Source organism: Bradyrhizobium oligotrophicum S58 (assembly GCF_000344805.1).
GTDB lineage: Bacteria > Pseudomonadota > Alphaproteobacteria > Rhizobiales > Xanthobacteraceae > Bradyrhizobium > Bradyrhizobium oligotrophicum.
Genome location: NC_020453.1, coordinates 2,798,760 through 2,816,494, shown reverse-complemented (window position 1 = coordinate 2,816,494; position 17,735 = coordinate 2,798,760). Strand labels below are relative to the sequence as shown.

Here is a 17,735-nt window from a genome sequence, read left to right as displayed (position 1 = left end):
GCGGGGTCGATGATGCGGCATGGCGCTCACTGAGACATGACCACGATGATCGCCCCTCCGGGTTCGCCGACCGTCACGCTGGTCGTTCCGAACTTCAACCACGCGCACTACCTGCCGGAATCACTCGGAAGCATCGCCAGCCAGACCCGGGCGCCCGATCGTGTGATCATCATCGACGATTGCTCGACTGACGACAGCATTGCGGTCATCTCGCGTTTCCTGGCGGATCGGCCGACTTGGCAGCTGATCCGCCACCAGACCAACCAGGGTGTCGTCCGCGGACAAAACGAAGCCCTGGCTGCTGCGGACACCGAATGGATCGGCTTTCTCGGGGCTGACGACGCGCTGCATCCGACCTATCTCGAAAAGGCCATGGCGCAAGCCGCGCGCTTCCCGGAGGCCGGTCTCGTATTCGCCTGCTGCGAGATCATCGGACCGAACGGCCCTTCCAGGCAGCGGAGGTTGCGGCCGATGATGCTGCCTGCCTCGACATCGGCGATGCTGACGCCGGCCGACGTCCGCCGGATCCTGCGGTTCGGCGACAACTACTTTTCCGGCACCACGTCACTCTATCGTTGCAGCGCGCTGCGGGCGCTCGACGGTTTCGACGTGAAGCTCGGCTCGTTCTCGGACGCTTTTCTCGCGCGGCAACTGGCGCTGACATTTGGCTGCTATTTCATTGCCGACGCCCTGGGCTACTGGCGCATCCACGGCCAGAACTACTCGACGGCCACGGCGACCGATCCGATATCGCTGAACACCAAGCTGGCCGACATCGGCGCCCTGATCGCGGGAAGCGAGTTGTTTCCGAGGGGATACGACGCTCTCTTCGCACGCCGCAATCGCTTCGGCGCGGTGCGAATGGTGCTGGACGGCGCGAGCGAGCCCTCGGCCAAGGCGGCGCGCGCCGCTGCCCTGCTCGGCGGCAACGCCTTCGACCGAAGCCTGCTTCGGCTTCTGTTGAGCCTTGGCACCGTCGGCCGCGTCGCGGCGCTGGCGTGGACTACCCTGCGGACACGGCCCATGTCGCTGACGCGCCTGCTGGCCCAGACCGGCGTCCGGCGAACGATCGTATCCGCCAGCTCCGCCTACCGCGCGCCATGACCCAGCGTGCTCCCTTCGCCTCCCTCCGACACCGGTTGAGCGAGCGCCCGGCGGAAACGTCGCCGGCGGGTCCGAGGCCAATACAGCCACGGCCCACACCCCAGACATCGCAGCGCGGCTCGGGCGCCAAAGCCTGGCTGATCAAGGCTTGGCTGACCAGATCCGCATTTCGGCTTTATGCCTTCCTGAGCGCCCGGCGCCGCCAATTGCTGCCGGTGACCACCCGCGCCGCCAATCTCCTCGACAGCAGGCTCATCGCTGGCTCTGCGGGGGCAGCCCTGCTTCGGCTGATGGACCGGCAACTCGCAACGGGGGCTGTTGCCGGCCGGCTGCTGGCACGGCTCATCTCGACCACGCTTGCCGCCGCCGCGCAGGTCCATCTCGCCGCCAGCCGCAAGCCGAGTGCGCTGCGTGCGGTGCGGATCTTGAACCTGATTTTCCGCGGCAATGTCAGGTCCCGGGCTGGCATGGGCGCGCAGGCCTATTTCACCACGCTGGCGCTGTGCAGTGCCTATGACCGGATCGTGCGCGACGTGCCGCGCCCCGAGGCCATCGACAGCTTTGCAATCAATTTCGCGGTCGGCGTCGCTCACATGTATCGCGGCAATCTCGCCGTCGCCGCCCATTTTCTGCAAGCCGCCGCAGCGTCGGGCGACAGCAACGCGCTGCGCAAGCTCGGCGCCGTGCACGCGTTGGCGAAGGATCATCGGCAGGCAGCGGAATGCTTCAAGGCGTCCGTCGAACGCGACCCGCGTTCGGTGATGGCGCACCAGAACTATGCCGGGGGTTACGATCCATCGACATATACGCCAAGCTCCTGGGAGCTCACGAATGCCGGCGAGCTGCTGATCTACGACAATCTGATCCAGCTCGGTGAGAACTTCTATCATCAGGGCCGCTACGACGACACGTTTCGCAGCTACCAGGCGGCGCTCGATCAGCAGGACGCGCTGGCGCGGACATGGTCGATTCCCGAGGCGCTGGTCCAGCGCATCGCCGCCACGAGCGGCATCTTCGTACCCGGTCTTCCGGTTCGGCTGCTCGGCTATGAATGGGTAACGCTGATCGGCCACATCGGCTTCATCGACTGTCATTTGCGCATGGCAGCGCTCGGCATGCTGCCGCGCGCCAACTACGTCCTGCTCGCGCCACCAAGCAAGGTGGTCAACCAGCCCTTTCTCAGGCTGTTCGCAACGCACGTCACGATCATCGAGGATCCCGTTCTGGTCGACGATCTCCTGCCGTATCAGCGGCTGGTCGGGGACCAGTTCATCGCCGTCCGCGGCAAGGACGGTATGGCCGAGCCGTGGGCTCACGCGGCATCGCGCGCGCAGGTGGCCTGGGCCGCGCAGCAGCGCGGGCCGCTCGTGAACGTTCCCTCGGAGCTGATGGAATCCGGCACTGCCAAGTTGCGCGCCGCAGGGGTCACGGCTGATTGGTTCGTCGCCATGCACATTCGTGAGGGCGGCTATCATGGTGACGGCCCGGGCACCACGCGTCAGCATCGCTCCGCCAATGTCGGCGACTATCTCGAGGCCATTTCGCACATCGTCGCGCGCGGCGGTGCCGTCATTCGCCTCGGCGACCGCAGCATGACGCCACTGCGTGGCATGACGGGCGTGTTCGATTACGCCCACAGCGACATCAAATCGGCGGAGATGGATCTGTATCTCTGCGCCGCCGCCCGCCTGTTCGTCGGAACGACGTCAGGCCTGACCACCGCGGTGCAGGCGCTGGGAACACCGATGCTGCTGGTCAACTGCATCTCGAATGATTGCCAGTTCTGGCACGAGCGCACCGACTTCACCCTGCGCCCGGTCTATGACCGTCGCGCACGGCGCTATCTGTCGCTGCGTGAGACCTATCGCCAGCCGCTGCAGGCGCTCCTGATCGACACAGCAGTGCTGTCGCGCCACGGGCTCGATATCCACCCCAATACCGCGCAGGACATCACCGAGGGAGTGCGCTACAAGCTCGACTGCCTCGATGAACGTGTTCGGCCGCTCCGCGACGGCGGACCGCTGCTCGATCGGTACCACGCCGCGCTGGCTGACAACCCCTACAATTTCGGTGCCGCGTTACCAGTGCCGGCATTCCTGGAGCGGTTGCCCGAGCTGCTGGGCTGAACGCCCCGGCCAAACCTGGGTTCGATGAACGCCCGCAGCAGCCATCGCCGGTCGTTTTCCGGTGCCTCGAAGCACCCATTAACCCCCAAGCAAGATCGTTGCCCTGTAAGTTGGGATGGTCGCGAATCGGCTCGGCAGCGGGTCGACACGATCGAGCCATGCGCCGTTCATGTGAATAGCTGGGACTGAGGCAATGCCCGGGGTGTCCAACTCACAATCGTCCACGATCTCGACCGTGTATGAGGCGGGCGTCGCTCCGCCGTCGAACCCGGTCGAACTGCCCGAAGAGGCGGTCGAAGCCCAGATGGCGCAGGGCGATTTTGGCGGAGTTGGCGCGATCACTGCGGTGAGCGCCGGCGGGCTGACCATCAATCTGCTGTTCGACACGGCGGCGATGAATGCGCCCGCAAGCTTCCGGGCCGGCATTCAGCAGGCCGCGGCGATCCTCACCTCGATGATCTCGGATCGCATCACCGTCAACATCAAGATCGACTACAGCGGCGTCGGCGGCGGCGCGGCGGCCGGTCCTGATGGCGGTCAATGGATGGGCTATTCGACCGTCAGGTCCAACCTGATCAACTATGCCAGCCCAGGCGACACCACCTTCAACGCCTTGCCCGCGGGATCCACCATCCAGGGACAATCCTACGTCGCGGTGTGGAATTCGCAGCTGAAGCTGTGGGGCGGGCTCGGCGCCAACGACGCCACCACCGACGACGGCAGCGCGACGTTCGCCACCGACATCAATTCGAGCCTGCTGGTCGGCGTGGCCCTGCACGAGCTCACGCATGCGTTCGGCCGCGTCCCCTACGGTCCGCAGCCGGACATTTTCGACTTCTATCGTTTTTCGAGCCCAGGCGCGCGCCTGATGACCGGTGGCGCCACGGCGTCGACCGCGTATTTCTCCCTCGACGGCGGCTATACCAAGCTCGCCGATTACGGCCAGTCGTCCGACCCGAGCGATTTCCTGAACAGCGGCGTGCAGGGCGGCAACGATCCGTTCAACGAGTTCTACACCTACAGCACGCTGCAGACGCTGACGGCGGTGGATCTCAAGCAGCTCGATGCACTCGGGTTTCACCTGACCGGCTCATCCGGCACGGTGATCCAGACGAACGGCGACACCAGCCTGACGTTGGTGGGAAACCGCTATTATCTCATCAGCGGGACGACCGGAACCGGCCCTGAAATGAAGTACGGGGGCACGCCCGTCACGGTCGGTGAATTCGGCAGCGTCGCGCCGGTAGGCGCCATCAAGACGGGCTCCGGATACAACATCGCTTGGCAGGTTGCAGGTACGAATCAGTTCACCTTCACGACCGCCGACAATAACGGGAACTACACGTCGAACATTTCCGGCATCGTCTCGGGAAATAGTTTGACTTCTGAACTCCAGGAAACAACCTTCGGGCAGGATTTCAATCACGACGGGTCCGTCGGAGTCACTGCGTCGCTTGTCCACGCCAACGGCGACACGAGTCTGCTCCAGATCGCCGACCAATATTTCATGTACGTCAACGGCTCGGGTCCATCGATCAAGATTGGCGGTGCCGCCGTCGTTGTTGGCCAGTTGGGAAATGCCGCCCCGATCGGCGCGATTCACACCTCGTCCGGCTACGACATCGTCTGGAAGGATTCGACCACCGGCCAGTTCACCTTCACTGCTGCCGACGGCAACGGCAACTACACGTCCAATCTCAGCGGATGGGTGTCCGGGAGTAGCGCGACGGCGATGTCCGAAGAAATCGTCTTCGGTCAGGATTTCAGCGGCGACGGCACGATCGGGCCGGTCGCTACGGTCATCCAGGTCGACGGATCGACCAGCCTGGTCCAGGTCGGCAACAACTACGGACTCTACACTGCCGGCTCTGGCCCGACGATCAAGATCGGCGGCGCGCCGGTGGTCGTCGGCCAGCTCGGCAACACGACCCCGATCGGCGCCATCCAGGTCGGGTCCGGTTACGATATTGCCTGGAAGGATGCGACGACCGGCGAGTTCACCTTCACTGCTGCCGACGGCAACGGCAACTACACATCCAACCTCAGCGGATGGGTGTCGGGAACGAGCGCGACGGCCAAAACATTCGAAACGACCTTTCACCAGGACTTCAATAGCGACGGTGTGATCGGCATATCCGCACCAATCGTCATTCAGACCGATGGATCGACCAGCTTGGTCCAGATCGGCAACAACTATGGTCTCTACACCGGTGGGTCCGGCCCGATGATCAAGATCGGCGGCGCGCCGGTGGTCGTCGGCCAGCTCGGCAACACAATTCCGATCGGCGCTATTCAGGTCGGATCCGACTACGACATTGCCTGGAAAGATCCGACCACCGGTCAGTTCACCTTCACGACCGCGGATAGCGACGGCAACTACAAGACAAACCTCAGCGGGTGGGTATCAGGGACGAGTACGACGGCTGAGAACCTCGAAACGCTGTTCCATCAGGACTTCAACGGCGACGGCACGATCGGCGTCCCCTCCTCCAGCAGCCCGCTGCTGGCAGCCCCACAATCGACAACGCCTGCCGGCGGTCAGAACCTGACGGCGTCGGCAGATTTCAGTGGTTATCTGATCGGGTTCGGCAGCGCGGCCGATCAGGTCGACCTCAAGGGCATCGCCTACGCGTCGCTGCACGTCATATCGAGCGGCGTGAACGGCGTGCTATCGGTCAGCGACGGCACCAACGGCACGTCGGTGCAATTCCTGGGAACCCTGTCGCCGGACAACTTCCACTTCGCCGCTGACGGCCAAGGCGGCACGATGATCTCCGGCCCGGCGACGCCGGCAGCCGGCACGGCATCGGTGTCGCTGCAGGGGCACGACGCCTTCGTGTTCGCCGAGCATTTCGGTCAGGTGACGGTCTCGGACTTCAATCCCGGCACCGACAAGATCGTGTTCAGCCAGAGCATCTTCGCGGACCAGTCCGCGCTGCAGGCCGCGATCCATGACGACGCGGCGGGCAACGCCGTCATCACCGATGCGGCGCTGGACACCATCACCATCCAGCATGTGTCGGCCGCCGAGCTGCTGTCCCACCTGTCGAGCTTCCACCTGGTCTGAGGCCGGCCGGGTCGCGAACCGCCTGCGCCGGCTGGTCATCGCCACGGGCGCCGACGGGCGGTTTTCCGCCCGTCTCGCGGCAGATAACGGCTCGCGCGCAGGCCCCTCTTGGCCTATACGGCGCCGACACCGCCTGAGACCGTGAGTTTGATGTCCCTGCCCCGCTCCGCTTCGCCGCGCCGCCTGCTCTACGTCGCCAACGAGGATTTCGCCTTCCTGATGCATCGCCTGCCGATGGCGCGGGCGGCGCGGGATGCCGGCTACGAGGTGCATGTCGCGACCAACGTCAACGCGGGCGCGGCCGCGATCGCGGCCGAGCGGTTCGTCCTGCACCCGATCCCGTTCCGCCGCGGCGGCCTGTCGCCGTCTTCAGCGCTGCCGACGATCCGCGCCATCCGCGCCGTCGAGGCTGCGATCAACCCGGACGTCGTGCATCATTCCGGGCTGCAGTCCAGCGTGCTGGGGTCGCTTGCGGCGCTCGGGCGCGCGACGCCGGTCGTCAATGCCATGACCGGCCTCGGCTATGTCTTCACCTCGGCGAGCTGGCGCTCGCGGCTGCTCAAGCAGGGCCTGCTGTGGCTGCTGCCGCGGTTGATGAACCGGGCGCCGAGCTGCGTGCTGGTGCAGAACCCGGACGATCGCGACGCGCTGCAGGCGATGGGCGTCCGGGCCGACAAGATCACGTTGATTCCCGGTTCCGGCGTCGACACCGACCGCTTCCAGCCGCTGCCCGAACCGAACGGACCGATCACCTTCGGTTTCGCGGGACGGCTGCTGACCGACAAGGGCGTCCGGGCGCTGGTGGCGGCGCACCGCCTGCTGCGCCAGCGGGGCCGCGACGATCAGCTGCTGATCGCCGGCTCCCCCGATCCGGCCAACCCGGCGTCGGTCTCGGCCCTGGAAGTCGAAGCCTGGCGGAACGAGCCCGGCATCACCCTGCTCGGCCAGATCAAGGACATCACCGAGCTCTGGCGACGCTGCCACATCGCCGTGCTGCCGTCGCATCGCGAAGGGCTTCCGGTCAGCCTGCTCGAAGCCGCCGCCTGCGGCCGGCCGCTGATATCCACCGACGCTCCCGGCTGCCGCGAGATCGCGATCCATGGCCAGACCGGGCTGTCGGTGCCAGTCGAGGACCCAACTGCACTCGCCCAGGCGATGGCCCAGCTTGCGACATCGCCCGAGCTGCGCGCCCGCTACGGACAGGCCGCTCGGCAGCTGGTCGAGGATAAGCTCTCGGCCAGGATCATCGGTCGCTCGATAGTGGCGCTGTATGATCGCCTCACCTCGACATCGAGCGCTGACTCATGATCGCCAATCCGGCCGCAATCCTCGGTGTCGTCGCCCTGCTCGCGGCTGTGATCTGCGCAGTCGTGATCCTGCTGTTGCGGCCGGTGCTGCAGCGCTATGCGCTGGCGCGGCCGAACGCGCGCTCCTCGCACACGATCCCGACGCCGCAGGGCGCCGGGATCGCCGTGATCGGCGCGACGCTCGTGGTCGGCGGGGCGTTTGCATCGGTGTGGGGCTTCGCGCCGCTGGTCATGCTGTTCATCGCCGTGCCGATGCTGGCGCTGGTCGGCCTGGTCGACGACATCAGGCCGATCCCGGTGCTGCCGCGGTTCATCCTGCAGGGGCTTGCCGTCGGCCTCGTGGTCTTCACCGCGCCGGACGATCTCAGGCTGTTTCCGGTGCCGCTGGTGCTCGAGCGTACGCTGTTGCTGATCGCCGGCCTCTGGTTCGTCAACCTCGTCAACTTCATGGACGGGCTCGACCTGATGACGGTCGCCGAAGCCGTGCCGATCACCGCAACGCTGGCTCTGGTCGGCATCTCTGGATGGCTGCCGTGGCCGATAGCGGCCATCGCCGCGGCGCTTGGCGGGGCGATGCTCGGCTTCGCACCGTTCAACCGCCCCGTCGCCAAGGTGTTTCTCGGCGATGTCGGCAGCCTGCCGATCGGTCTCCTGCTCGGCTGGTGCCTGCTGCACCTGGCCTGGCAAGGCTTCGTCGCTGCGGCGCTGCTGCTGCCGCTGTATTATCTCGTCGATGCCACGTTCACCCTGCTGCGGCGCATGGCACGCCGCGAGCCGTTCTGGGCCGCGCACCGCACGCACTTCTACCAGCGCGCCACCGACAACGGCTTCACGGTCGCTGGCGTGGTCGGCGAAGTGTTCGCCCTCAATATCGCCCTCGCCGTGCTCGCCAGCGTTTCGATTGCGCTGCGCTCGATGGCAGCCGACGCCATTCTGCTCGTGATTGGCCTCGGCGCGGTTGCCTTCGTGCTCCGCCGCTTCTCGCGGCCGCGCTCACGCGGCGCTTGAGCCGAACTCCGGCACGGCATCCTTCAGCACCGACTTGATCGTGACGGGATCGTTGCGCGCGATCGCCTGATCGAGGGCCGCGATCCAAGCCTTCAGCGTCTGCATCGGCGGCTCGTTCGGCGTCGCCGCCATGATGCCGGCAACGCCGATCTCGACCGGCGGCTCCTCGCTCGCAAACAGGATCTCGTTGAGGCGCTCGCCCGGACGGATGCCCGTGAACACGATCTCGACGTCGTAGCCCGGCTGCAGACCGGACAAGCGGATCATGCGCTCGGCGAGCTCGACGATGCGCACCGGCTGACCCATGTTGAGCACGTAGACCGAGACATCCGGGCGCTGCGGCGCCAGCGCGTGCGAGGCCGCCGTGATGACGAGGTCGCAGGCCTCGCGGATGGTCATGAAGTAGCGCACCATGTCCGGGTGGGTCACCGTGACCGGACCGCCTGCCTCGATCTGGGCCTTGAACTTCGGCACCACCGAGCCGTTCGAAGCGAGCACGTTGCCGAACCGCACCGAGATCAGCCGCATCGGCGGCCGGCCCGACGAGCGCTCGGCGAGCTGGCGATCGAGCGCCTGGCAGTACATCTCGGCAAAACGCTTGGTGAGACCGAGCATCGAGACCGGCTCGATCGCCTTGTCGGTCGAGATCATCACCATGGCGTCAGCGCCCGACGCCACGGCGGCATCGGCCACGTTGATCGAGCCGAAGATGTTGGTCTTGACGCCCTCGCTCCAGTCGCGTTCGAGGATCGGCACATGTTTCAGCGCAGCCGCGTGAAACACGAGATCCGGCTTGAACTCGCCGATCAGCGCGAACACCCGGTCGCGATCGCGGATGTCGGCGATGCGCCCCTCGACGGCCACGTTGGCTTCGGTGTCAGCCGCGAGCACCTCGGTGATCGCATAGAGCGCCGGCTCGGAGTTTTCGAGAATGAGCAGCCGCGCCGCACCGAACGCCACGACGCGCTGGCAGATCTCGGCGCCGATCGAGCCGCCGCCGCCGGTGACGACCACCGCCTTGCCGCGTACCAGTCCTTCCAGCCGGCCGTAATCGATGGTCTCGCTCGGCCGCAGCAGCAGGTCCTCGACCGCGACCGGAGCCAGCCGCGGCGCATCACCGCTCTCCAGCGACGGCAGCCGGCTGACGATCAGGCGCAGCCTGCGGGCGCGCATCAGGAAGGTCTCCGGATGGCAGTCGGGATCGAACGCCGTCGGCATCATCAGAGCGCGTGCGATCGGGCGGGAGCGCCGGGCGAAGTCAGCAGCGACATCCTCGACGTCGTCGATCCCACCCAGCACCGGGACGCCGCGGATCAGCTGGCCGCGATCGGCCGTCGACGGCGACAGAATGCCAATCGGCCAGATCCGCTTGACCGCGCCGCTCTCGATGCCGCGCAGCACGACCTCGGCATCAGCTGCACGGCCGATCAGGAGCGCCGGCGCCGCGTCCTCGGACCGCGCATGACGGCGCACCCGCGTGTAGCGGAAATAACGATAGGCGAAGCGCAGCGCGCTCAGCCCGAAGATCTCCAGAAACCAATACAGGATGATCGTCAGCTTGCCGAAGAAGAAGGTGCCGCGCACGTTCGGCGCGACGATGATGTAGTCCAGCACCAGCAGCGCGACCGTCAGCACGGTTGCAACGCGAACGATGTTGAGCGCATCCGGCAGCGAGATGAACCGCCACTTCGTCGTCAGCAGGTTGGAGAAGTAGAACACGACGAAGCTGAAGGCGATGAAATAAGGCAGGAGCTGCAGCAGCAGCGGCACCCGCTCCCAGAACGTGCTGGCGCCTTCGAAGCGGATATAGAACGCCGCGAACAGCGCGGCGACGCTGACCAGCAGGTCATGCGCGGCAATCAACATATTGCGGGAGGTCAGCTGAGACAAACGCGTCATGTCAAACCGATCCCCGCGCCGGCTCTGGGGTCGAGCGGCCCTTCAGCAGCATGCCCCCGGCGACACCGACGCCGATCACATACATCCATCCCTCATGGAAATCGAAGATGTGGGAGTTGAACAGCGAGGTGAAGACGTTCTGCACCACGACGAGAAGGCCGATCCAGGGAACCAGCCCGTCGCCGCGGAACAACAGCAGATGCGCGCCCCACATGGCGTAGAGAATGATCACGCCGAGCGCGCCCCACTGGATGGCGATGTAGAGCGTCTGGTTGTGCGGATTGCCGACCACGGTGCTGGCGGCGAGGTCAGTGCGCCCGCTCGCGGCCAGCTCGAACAGATGGCGCGTCGAACCTGAGCCGTGCCCGATGAGCGGCGCGTCGGCGAAGAAGCGCAGCGATTTGCGCCAGAACTCCAGCCGCTCACCGATCGAGGTGATGCCGCGGTCGTTCCTGTAATCCTGATACTGGCTGGTGAAGGTGGCCACCTTGCCCTGCAACTGCGGCGACACGGACCATGCGGCCAAAGCAAGCATGACAGCACTGACCGCGATCAGGAGGTTGACACGCCATTTCAGGTGGATCAGGCCGAACACCGCGAGCAGGATCGGGATCGTCACCAGCGCGGTGCGCGAGACGACGATGAAGATCATGTTGGCGAGGAAGGCGATCATGATCGCGGTCAGAAGACCGGCCGGCGCGAAACGGCGGGCGCGCAGCAGCTGCGCGATGGGATAGGCCAGCACCACGGCACAGAGCGAGAATTCCTGGCCCTGGTCGATATAGTTCTTCACGAAGATCCCGCGATCGGCATTGGCCTTGAGCGCCAGCGCCGGATTAAACGCGACCGCCGTCGACATCACGACCATCAGCACGCAGGAGGCGAGAAAGGCCGTGAAGACCCACAGGCCGCGCTCGGAGCGCTCGAAGTGGTAGAACAGCGCCGGCAGCACCAGCAGCTTGGCGGCCGGCCCGACCGCATAAAGCCGCGCGCCCCAGGCCGCGTCCGACCACAAGGTTCCGACCAGCGCCAGCAGGAACAGCGCGATCGGCGCCAGCGAGATCGGCCGCTTCAATGTCTGCAGCAGGCGTTCGACATCGAGGAACGGCAGCATCGTGACCAGCATGACGACGCCGAGGATCGACACCAGCGACGTCGACCATGGCAGCGAGGCCGCCAGCAGAACAGCGACGACATCGACGGTGGTCCGCCACGCCGCGGGATCGCGCCAGCGGCGCGCCAGCAGCGCCGGCGCGGGATGACCGGCCAGCGCGCTCATTGCACCTCGCTCCGCGCGCGGTCGACCAGCGCGGTCGTGCTGTGTCCCTGGAGGATATCGATCAGAACGACTTGCCCACCGCCGGCCTCGACGACCTCGTGTCCGACCACCTGCTCGCGGGTGTAGTCGCCGCCCTTGACCAGGACGCTCGGTCGCACCAGCTCGATCAGGCGCAGCGGCGTGTCCTCGGCGAAGATCGCGACGAGATCCACCGCCTCGAGTGCCGCAAGGACTTCGGCACGCGCGCGCTCGTCCTGCACCGGACGGGCTTCGCCCTTCAGCCGCTTCACGGACGCGTCGCTGTTCAGCCCGACCACGAGACGGTCGCAGGCGGCGCGCGCAGCCGTCAGCACCTTGACGTGGCCGGGATGCAGGATGTCGAAGCAGCCATTGGTGAAGCCGACACGCAGGCCCTCTGCTCGCCACCCCTCGACACGGGCGGCAAGCTCGCCATCGCTCTCGATGATCTTCTCCTCGGCAGCACGATACGAATGCGGCAAGATCTTTCGGCGCAGTTCGGCCGACGTGACGCTGGCCGTGCCCTGCTTGCTGACGGCGACCGCCGCGGCTGCGCTCGCCATCCGCAACGCGTCCCCCCAGACCGCGCCGGCCGCGAGCGTCGCGGCGAGAACGGCGACGACGGTGTCGCCCGCGCCGGAGACGTCGCGCACCTTCACAGGATAGGCCGGCACATGGATAGAGTCGCCCTGGCGCGGGACCAGCGTCATGCCGCGCTCGCTCTGCGTCACCAGGATGGCCTCGCAGTCCGCCAGATAGATCGCATCCTGGGCGGCCGCGGCGATCTCCTGCTCCGTCTCGGCGCGGCTGCGGGTCGCCTCCGAAAACTCCTTGCGGTTCGGCGTCAGTACGCTGGCGCCACGATAGATCGCGAGATTCGCGCTCTTCGGGTCGACGATCACGCGCTTGCCGGCCTTGCGTGCGGCGTCGATGACGTTGCGCAGCACGCGCGCCGTCAGCACGCCCTTGGCGTAGTCCGACAGCAGCACGATGTCGGCGCGTGCGAGCAGCGGCAGGATCGCCTCGATCAGCTTCTGCTCGATGTCGCCGGACGCCGGCGCCGCGCGCTCCCAGTCGGCGCGCAGCATGTGGGTGGAAAAATGCTCGGAGACGAAGCGCACCTTGCGCGTCGTCGGCCGCGACGGATCGCGCACCAGCACGCTCTCGATGCCGGTCTCCTTGGCCAGCTCGGCCTCGAGCTGAGCGGCCGCTGCGTCGTCGCCGACCAGGCCGACGAAGATGCAACGCGCACCAAGCGCGGCGATGTTGCGCGCGACGTTGCCGGCGCCGCCAATGTTGGTCTCGCTGCGCTGGACGGCAATCACCGGCGCCGGGGCCTCCGGAGAAATCCGCGACACCTCGCCATACACGAACTCATCCAGCATGAGATCGCCGACGCACAGCACCGTCTGGCGGGCGATCGCTTGTGAGAGATCGTCAAAGTCGAACATCAGCGGCGGTCTCGGTGCAGTTGGTATGAAACAATTCGTCTAGCGGAAGCGGTCGGCGGAATCGAGATAGCCGCCGATATAGTGGGCGACCGCGTCCTCGAGGGCCGTGAAGCCGCCGTTGTAGCCGGCGGCCAGCAGCCGGTCGACCTTGCTCTGGGTGAAATACTGATAGCTGCCGCGAATCGCCTCGGGCATGTCGATGTACTCGATCCGGGGCGTCGCGCCGAGCGTCGCATAGGCCGCCAGCATCATGTCCTTGAAGCTGCGGGCCTGGCCCGTGCCGACGTTGAAGAGACCGGAGACGGGGGGCGAGGCCAGCAGCCACATCATCACCCGCACGACGTCGTCGACATAGATGAAATCACGGCGCTGGTCGCCGTCGGCGATGCCGTCCCGATGCGACTTGAACAGCTGCAGAGTGTGCCCGGCCTTGATGTCGTCGAAGCGGCGGGTCAGCACGCTCATCATCGATCCCTTGTGGTACTCGTTGGGACCGAACACGTTGAAGAACTTGAGCCCGGCATATTGCGGCGGCAGCTGCTCGCCCCGTTCGACGCGCGCGGCGATCGCCATGTCGAACAGATGCTTGCTCCAGCCGTACAGATTCATCGGCCGCAGCGTCTTGAGCGCGGCCAACGACGGCTCGTCGACGAAGCCCTGCGCGCCGTCGCCATAGGTCGCTGCAGAGGAGGCATAGATGAACGGCGTGGCGCTCGCCGTGCACCAGTCGAGCAGCCGCAGCGAGCTGCGGAAATTGCGTTCCATGACTAGGTCACCGTCGACGACCGTGGTGGCGGAGATGGCGCCCATGTGCAGGACGGCATCGAGCCTGCGGCCCTTCAGCCACTCGCCCAGATCGGATGGGGGTACGACGTCGGCGAGCTGACGCTTGGCAAGGTTCCGCCATTTGCCCTCGCTGCCGAGTTCGTCACAGACGATCACGTCAGTACGGCCGGCATCATTGAGCGCTGCCACTAGGTTCGATCCGATAAACCCGGCGCCGCCGGTCACCAGCAACATTCCGTCACCTGCCCTGATCCCGAAAAACCCCGCTTTCGCGTAGCGCATGCGACGGCAAAGTGTAAGCGCTTTGGTGATGGCCAGCCCGGGCCCACTTTACCTGCGGCGGCCGAGCGGCTACCAGCGCCCCGGAGCCAGGCAGGCAAAGAATGAATTCGAATTCGACCAAGATCGAGGTGGACGCTAGCGACACCAGTCCGATCCTGATCATCCCCTATATGTGGATCGGCGATTTCGTCCGCGGCCACACCGTGGTGCGGGTGCTGAAGGAGCGCTGGCCGAATCGGCCGGTCGACCTGCTGGTGACCTCGCTGTGCGCGCCGCTGGTCGATTACATGCCCGGCGTTCGTTCCGGCATCGTCTGGGACCTGCCGCGCAGCCGGCTGGCGCTCGCCCGGCAGTGGCAGCTCGCCACCATGTTGCGCGAGCGCCACTATCGGACCGCCCTGGTGATGCCGCGGACCTGGAAATCGGCACTGGCGCCGACGCTCGCGGGCATCCCGGAGCGGGTGGGCTTCGTCGGCGAGTTCCGCTTCGGGCTGCTCAACCGCTGGCGCTGGGGCGAGAAGGCGCTGCCCCGCTTCATCGACAAGAATGCCGCGCTGGCCCTGCCCGACCACGCCCCGCTGCCGCCAGAATGGCCCGTGCCTCAGTTGCGGGTACAGGCGGAGGAGGTCGCGCGCTGGCGCGAGGCCAATGGCCTGGGGAGCCGCCCGGCCGTGGCGCTGGCCCCCGGCTCCGTCGGCTCCGGCAAGCGCTGGCCCTATTACGGTGAGGCGGCCCGGCTGCTGCGCCAAGCCGGCCTCGAGGTCTGGGTGGTCGGCGGCCCCGGCGAGAAGGCGCTCGCCACCGAGATCGTCGCCGCCGGCGGCCCCGCCGTTCGGGACCTGACCGGAACCGACCTGCGCAACGGCGTGCTGGCGATGGCGGCAGCCGGGGTGGCCATTTCCAATGATTCGGGCCTCATGCACATCGCAGCGGCGCTGGGCACGCCGACCATGGGCATCTTCGGCCCCACCAGCCCATACCTCTGGGGACCGCTGAACGGCCTTGCCGCCACGATCCAGACCAAGACGCATGTGCCCTGCCAGCCGTGCCACCGGCCGGTCTGCCGGATGAACGACCACCGCTGCATGCGCGACATCCCGGCCGCCGACGTCGCCGCCATCGCCCGGCAGGTGCTGACCGACGTGGCGGCTCCGGCCGCGCACTAGCTTGCGAAGCGGCGGCGCGCCCAATACACCGGCCTCAACACAACCCGAGCCGCCATCGTGACCCGCGCACCGGACGACCTCATCGCCAGCCATCTCGCCCGCTCCCACGCGGCCATGGAGCGCGCGGCACAGGACGCAGCGATGCTCGCCAGCGCCGGGCGGATCGCAGCGAACATCGTCGCCGCGCTGCGCGGCGGCCACAAGCTGCTGATCGTCGGCAATGGCGGCAGCGCGGCGGATGCCCAGCACATCGCCGCCGAGATCGTCGGCCGCTACAAGCAGGAGCGGCCGGCTTATGCGGCGATCGCGCTGACCACCGACACCTCGGCGCTGACCGCAATCGGCAATGACTACGGCTTCGATCACGTCTTCGCCCGCCAGGTCGAAGGGCTCGGCGCAGCCGGCGACGTGCTGCTTGCGATCTCGACCTCCGGTCGCTCGCCGAGCATCCTCAATGCGTTGCGCAAGGGGCGCGAGCGTGGGCTGGTCACGGTCGGCTTCACCGGCGCCAAGGGCCTCGCCATGGGCGAGCTGTGCGACGAGTTGCTGGTTGCGCCGAGCGACGACACGCCGCTGATCCAGCAGATCCATCTCGCGACGGCGCATGGCATCTGCGAGGTGGTCGAGGCGGCGCTGATGCAGGACGAGGCCTAGATGACGACTGCCGTCCTCCCGAAGCCCGCGGCGTTCCTCGATCGCGACGGCGTCATCAATCATGACGACGACTACATCGGCACGCGTGAGCGCATCCGCTGGATGCCGAATGTGGCCAAGGCGATCCGGCGGCTCAATGAGGCCGGCTATCACGTCTTCCTGTTCACCAACCAGTCCGGCGTGGCGCGCGGGCTGTTCACGGAAGACGACGTGCTGGGCCTGCATGATTGGATGCGGGCCGAGCTCGCAGCGCAGGGGGCTGTCATCGATGACATCCGCTATTGCCCGTATCACACCGAAGGCTCGGTCGAGCGATATCTGCGCGAGCATCCCTGGCGCAAGCCACAGCCGGGCATGATCCTCGATCTGATGCAGCACTGGCCCATCAGGCGCGAGGGCAGCTTCGTGATCGGCGACCGTGCCTCCGACATTGCGGCCGCCGAGGCCGCCGGCCTGCCCGGCTTCCTGTTCGCGGGCGGCGACCTCGATGCATTCGTGACGGATGTCCTTTCTCAGACCAGCCCCCGATAGACCGCTGCGATCTTGTCGGCCTCGGCCTCGAGGCTGAATTTCTCCACCACGCGCGTCCGCGCGCGCGCTCCCATTGCAAGCGCCGCGGCCGGATCCTGCATCAACGGCTCGATCGCGGTGACCAGCGCATCGATATCGCCCGGCGGCACCAGCATTCCGGTCACGCCATCCTCGACCACGATCTCCGCCGCCCCCGCACGCGCCGCGACCAGCGCCGCGCCGGCGGCCATCGCCTCGATCAGCGTGAGACCAAAGCCTTCGTTGCGCGAGGTGAACGCGTAGATGGTGAGGCGCTGGTACCAGCGCTGAACATCGGCGATGTCGAGCTCACCGGTGATGACGATGCGCTGCTCCAGGCCTGCCGCTGCAATCTGCTTGCGCAGTTCGCTCGCGAACGGCATCTGTTCGGGCGTGACGGCGCCGACCAGCACGGCGGAAAAATCCGGATAGCGCGGCAACAGCCGGCACATCGCGGCGACGAACACGTCGCTGCCCTTCTGCGCGCGCACGCGGCCGAAGCAGCCGATGGCGTACTTGCCCGGCAGTCCGCTCTCGGCGAAGGCCGCGGCGCGATCGGCCGGCGGCGCGTAGATCTCGGTATCGACGCCATGCGTCACCACCGTCGCCGCGCGCTTCAGATAGGATGCCGAGATGTCGCTGGTGGCGATGATCGCATCCATGCGTCGGATCAGCCAGCGCGTGATCCAGCTGTGATGGCGCTGCGCGGCTGAGGTGAACACGAGCTTGAACGGCCAGCCGAGCGCGCGCAGCAGCACGCCGACGATCATCTCGTCGTTGCGGCGCGCGTGCCAGATCAGCGGCCGCCGCCGGCGCCACAGCCCGAACAGATCGCGCGCGCGCATCCGCGCAATCCCCTCCGGTGCGTAGGAGCCGAGCCAGGCCGCGCGCACGCGACGCGCCAGCTTCGGCGCCACCATCCGGTTGGTCGCCGTCACGCCGGAATAGCGGCGGTGGAGGTTGGGCACGATCACGTCGAGATCGGCGGCAGAAACAGGCTCGGCTTGCACCATCAACTCCAATTGCAGCGGTCCCCTAT

13 protein-coding genes are annotated in these 17,735 nt (G+C 66.7%); 8 read left to right on the top strand and 5 right to left on the bottom strand.

Features of this window, described 5'->3' with window-relative positions:
* Positions 1 to 36 precede the first annotated feature (36 nt).
* From S58_RS12235 to S58_RS12215, 5 genes are all read left to right on the top strand, one after another.
* The gene (locus tag S58_RS12235) at positions 37 to 1,104 is read left to right on the top strand and encodes a glycosyltransferase family 2 protein (RefSeq protein ID WP_015665625.1); all 1,068 of its coding nucleotides are present in this window, start codon (positions 37 to 39) and stop codon (positions 1,102 to 1,104) included.
* Positions 1,101 to 3,230, top strand: coding sequence for a TIGR04372 family glycosyltransferase (locus S58_RS12230; protein WP_042339308.1), 2,130 nt, complete (start codon positions 1,101 to 1,103; stop codon positions 3,228 to 3,230). The genes S58_RS12235 and S58_RS12230 overlap by 4 nt, the downstream gene beginning before the upstream one ends.
* A gap of 193 nt (positions 3,231 to 3,423) precedes the next feature.
* Positions 3,424 to 6,297 (top strand): NF038122 family metalloprotease, encoded by a 2,874-nt coding sequence (locus S58_RS12225; protein WP_015665623.1) that lies wholly within the window; start codon positions 3,424 to 3,426, stop codon positions 6,295 to 6,297.
* 150 nt (positions 6,298 to 6,447) lie between these two features.
* On the top strand, positions 6,448 to 7,605 hold the full coding sequence (locus S58_RS12220) for a glycosyltransferase family 4 protein (protein WP_042339304.1): 1,158 nt from the start codon (positions 6,448 to 6,450) through the stop codon (positions 7,603 to 7,605).
* Complete coding sequence (locus S58_RS12215) at positions 7,602 to 8,612, top strand: MraY family glycosyltransferase (protein WP_015665621.1); 1,011 nt, start codon at positions 7,602 to 7,604, stop codon at positions 8,610 to 8,612. The genes S58_RS12220 and S58_RS12215 overlap by 4 nt, the downstream gene beginning before the upstream one ends.
* Here the strand turns inward: S58_RS12215 and S58_RS12210 are convergent.
* Genes S58_RS12210 through rfaD form a run of 4 tightly spaced genes read right to left on the bottom strand, consistent with a single transcriptional unit; the run spans position 8,598 to position 14,279 of the window.
* Positions 8,598 to 10,511 (bottom strand): polysaccharide biosynthesis protein, encoded by a 1,914-nt coding sequence (locus tag S58_RS12210; protein WP_015665620.1) that lies wholly within the window; start codon positions 10,509 to 10,511, stop codon positions 8,598 to 8,600. The two genes, S58_RS12215 and S58_RS12210, sit on opposite strands and share 15 nt — an antisense overlap.
* Position 10,512: 1 nt before the next feature.
* The gene (locus S58_RS12205) at positions 10,513 to 11,790 is read right to left on the bottom strand and encodes an O-antigen ligase family protein (protein ID WP_015665619.1); all 1,278 of its coding nucleotides are present in this window, start codon (positions 11,788 to 11,790) and stop codon (positions 10,513 to 10,515) included.
* Positions 11,787 to 13,259 (bottom strand): D-glycero-beta-D-manno-heptose-7-phosphate kinase, encoded by a 1,473-nt coding sequence (gene rfaE1 / locus S58_RS12200; RefSeq protein ID WP_015665618.1) that lies wholly within the window; start codon positions 13,257 to 13,259, stop codon positions 11,787 to 11,789. Before rfaE1 ends, S58_RS12205 begins: the two co-directional genes overlap by 4 nt.
* Positions 13,260 to 13,298: 39 nt before the next feature.
* Positions 13,299 to 14,279: an ADP-glyceromanno-heptose 6-epimerase gene (rfaD, locus tag S58_RS12195; RefSeq protein ID WP_015665617.1), complete on the bottom strand. Its 981-nt coding sequence runs from the start codon at positions 14,277 to 14,279 to the stop codon at positions 13,299 to 13,301.
* Between the two features lie 149 nt (positions 14,280 to 14,428).
* Between rfaD and waaF the strand changes: the two genes are divergently transcribed.
* The 3 genes from waaF to S58_RS12180 are packed head-to-tail and all read left to right on the top strand — an operon-like array spanning position 14,429 to position 16,678.
* A complete protein-coding gene (gene waaF / locus S58_RS12190) occupies positions 14,429 to 15,493 on the top strand; it encodes a lipopolysaccharide heptosyltransferase II (RefSeq protein WP_015665616.1) in 1,065 nt (354 codons plus the stop codon).
* Positions 15,494 to 15,550: 57 nt separating this feature from the next.
* On the top strand, positions 15,551 to 16,147 hold the full coding sequence (locus S58_RS12185) for a D-sedoheptulose 7-phosphate isomerase (RefSeq protein WP_173424423.1): 597 nt from the start codon (positions 15,551 to 15,553) through the stop codon (positions 16,145 to 16,147).
* Positions 16,148 to 16,678, top strand: a complete 531-nt coding sequence (locus S58_RS12180) for a D-glycero-alpha-D-manno-heptose-1,7-bisphosphate 7-phosphatase (RefSeq protein WP_015665614.1) — start codon at positions 16,148 to 16,150, stop codon at positions 16,676 to 16,678.
* Here S58_RS12180 and S58_RS12175 read toward each other — a convergent pair.
* Complete coding sequence (locus S58_RS12175; RefSeq protein WP_144058299.1) at positions 16,660 to 17,709, bottom strand: glycosyltransferase family 4 protein; 1,050 nt, start codon at positions 17,707 to 17,709, stop codon at positions 16,660 to 16,662. The genes S58_RS12180 and S58_RS12175 overlap by 19 nt on opposite strands.
* Between the last annotated feature and the right edge of the window lie 26 nt (positions 17,710 to 17,735).